The organism is Nitrospira sp. BLG_2, from assembly GCF_049222245.1.
On record NZ_JBLYIG010000547.1, the window covers coordinates 1 to 2,917 of the forward strand.

5 protein-coding genes are annotated in these 2,917 nt (G+C 54.2%); all 5 read left to right on the plus strand.

The window, feature by feature from the left end; genetic code table 11:
* Window positions 1-117, plus strand: a 117-nt coding sequence (locus ACOSYY_RS14615) for a hypothetical protein (protein WP_421663265.1), incomplete at its 5' end; no start/stop codon positions are given.
* 19 nt (window positions 118-136) lie between these two features.
* Window positions 137-1,423, plus strand: a complete 1,287-nt coding sequence (eno, locus tag ACOSYY_RS14620; RefSeq protein ID WP_421663261.1) for a phosphopyruvate hydratase — start codon at window positions 137-139, stop codon at window positions 1,421-1,423.
* A gap of 25 nt (window positions 1,424-1,448) precedes the next feature.
* Window positions 1,449-1,808, plus strand: a complete 360-nt coding sequence (locus tag ACOSYY_RS14625; RefSeq protein ID WP_421663262.1) for an FtsB family cell division protein — start codon at window positions 1,449-1,451, stop codon at window positions 1,806-1,808.
* Window positions 1,805-2,689: a GTPase Era gene (gene era, locus ACOSYY_RS14630; RefSeq protein WP_421663263.1), complete on the plus strand. Its 885-nt coding sequence runs from the start codon at window positions 1,805-1,807 to the stop codon at window positions 2,687-2,689. Before ACOSYY_RS14625 ends, era begins: the two co-directional genes overlap by 4 nt.
* A 10-nt stretch (window positions 2,690-2,699) precedes the next feature.
* Window positions 2,700-2,917 (plus strand): hypothetical protein (locus ACOSYY_RS14635; RefSeq protein WP_421663264.1); only part of this gene is annotated, 218 nt, incomplete at its 3' end.

The window sequence follows — 2,917 nt, forward strand, 5'->3', positions numbered from 1 at the left end:
AAGCAAGGTAAATTGCAAGTATTGGGTTTCCTCGTCGGACAGGTGATGAAGGCTAGCGGAGGGAAAGCAAATCCTGGGAAAGTCAACGAGTTGCTGAAGAAGGAGCTGGGCGCCTAACAAGAGAGGGATGAGCAGTATGAGTGCGATTAGAGGAATCAAGGGCAGGCAGATTATCGATTCACGGGGCAATCCGACGATTGAGGCCGAAGTGACGCTCGAAAGCGGCGCGAAAGGGCGAGCAGCCGTTCCATCTGGAGCGTCAACGGGAGAAAAAGAAGCGATCGAACTCCGCGATGGCGACAAGAAACGGTGGATGGGAAAAGGCGTCACAAAGGCGGTCTCGAATATCAGTAGGGTCATTGCTCCGGAATTGCTCGGTAAGGAAGCATTCGATCAGGCGGGTATCGATCGAGCCATGATTGCATTGGATGGGACGAAGACCAAAAGCAAGCTGGGCGCCAATGCAATCCTGGGTGTCTCGTTAGCCGTTGCGAAGGCGTCGGCGAATGAAGCAGAGCAGCCGCTCTACCGTTATCTTGGCGGAGCGAATGCTCGAGTGCTTCCCGTCCCGCTCATGAACATCATCAACGGCGGAGCTCATGCCGATAATCGCTTGGACCTCCAAGAGTTCATGATCATGCCGGTAGGTGCCGGTCGGTTCAGCGATGCCCTTCGAATGGCCACGGAGGTCTTTCATTCGTTGAAGGCTCTCTTGAAAAAGAAGAGGCTTAATACGGCCGTAGGGGATGAAGGTGGGTTTGCCCCGGACCTGCAATCGAACGAAGAAGCGCTGAGTCTGATTTCACAATCGATAGAAGACGCCGGTTATAAGGTTGGTCAGGATATCGCCTTGGCGTTGGACTGCGCGGCGAGCGAGTTCTACGACAAGGGACGGTATGTTCTCGAAGCGGAAAAGAACCCGGAACGTTCGTCGGATGAGATGATCAGCTACTATGGCAAGCTTCTGGATCGTTATCCGATTCTCTCCATCGAAGACGGGTTGAGCGAACTGGATTGGAAGGGTTGGAAGGTCCTCACGGAGAAGCTGGGCAAACGGGTGCAGCTGGTCGGGGATGACATCTTCGTCACCAACGTCGAAATCTTTTCGAAGGGCATCAAGGAGGGAATCGGGAATTCGATTCTGATCAAGCTCAATCAGATCGGGACCCTGACGGAAACGTTGGATGCGATCGAGCTTGCGAAGCGATCGGGCTATACGGCGATCATTTCACACCGGTCCGGCGAAACCGAAGATACTACGATCGCAGACGTAGCGGTGGCAACGAACAGCGGATTGATCAAGACGGGATCCTTGTCTCGAACGGATCGTGTGGCAAAATATAACCAATTGCTCAGAATCGAAGAGGAGCTGGGAGCAGTGGCGCTCTATCGTGGTCGAGAAGCAGTGCGGGCCAGAGCTTAGCTGATTCCATAGTCGACCTAGATAGATGATTATCAAACAGAATCGTGGACGGCAGTGGCTGGAATGGCGACAGCGCGTACTGATCGTCATGCAGGTAATCGGCGCTGGTGGCTGTGTGTGGTTATTCTTGGCCTTGTTTTCAGGAGAAATGGGTCTGATGCGATATCTCTCTATGCGTGATCACGCCAAGAATTTGGAGCAAGAACTTTCGGCTTTACGCCGAGGAAATGCCGCATTGCAGCGAGACATTACCCGTCTCCAACATGACCCCGCCAAAATTGAGCAGTTGGCTCGAGAGCAGTTGGGCTATGTGCGCAAGGGCGAAACTGTGTATCAACTGGCGCCGGATCCTGCAAAAAACCAGGAGCTCTTCTCGAAGCCATGAAGTTCGGAACGGTGGCCATCATTGGCCGGTCCAACGTCGGAAAATCGACGCTGCTCAATCGCCTGCTTGGCGAAAAAATCGCGATTGTGTCCAGTAAGCCGCAGACCACAAGGACTCGCATTATGGGCGTCGTGCATGTGGAAGGAGCACAAATTGCTTTTCTCGATACGCCGGGGCTTCATAAACCCGAGCACTTGCTGAATCGTCGGATGGTGCGTACTGCCGTGGAGACCATGGAAGATGCGGACCTGTTCTACATGCTTATGGATGCGACGAGTCTGCCGGGCCCAGGAGATTTGACCGCTGTGAAGCATATGAAGGCGGCGTTGGCCAAACAGCTGCGTCCGGTCATCCTTGTCGTCACGAAAATCGACCTCGTCAACAAGCAGAAGCTGCTTCCGATTCTTGATCGTTATGGCAAACTCTTCGCGTGGACCGAGATCGTGCCTGTTTCCGCCCAGGCTGACGACAATGTTGATCGGTTGTTGACCGTGACGGTCTCTTATCTTTCGTCTGGAGAAGGAGCCTACGGCGATGATGTCGTGACAGATCAGACGATGAGAACGCTGGCGGCTGAGATGATCCGTGAGAAGGTGTTGCAAGAGACGGAGGAAGAAGTGCCGCATGCGGTTGCGGTCGAAATCGATGAGTTCGTCGAGCAGGGGAAATTGGCGAAGATTCGGGCATCGATTTTGGTGGAGCGAGAGACACAGAAGGGTATCCTGATCGGCAAGCAAGGAGAGCGTTTGAAAGCGATCGGCACGCAAGCCAGACTGGAGATGGAACGACTATTCGGCATGAAAGTGTTCCTTGAACTGTGGGTGAAGGTGAAGAAAGCGTGGCGCGAGGACGAGCAGACCTTGATGCAACTGGGGTATTGACGGAACGGGGATGCAGACGGAACGACCGATAGAGCCGCGGGTACCGGATCAGCGACCTCGCCAATCCGAGCGCGACGTGTTGCGGGAAATCTTGCGTGATCAGACCGAACGCGGACAGACGAAATCGGACATTGTGATCCAGTCGGTGCAGAAATTGTTGCGCCGCGGAGCCATTACCAATCTCTCCAAGATGTTGGGGCGTATGCATCCCGCGGACATCGCCAAAGT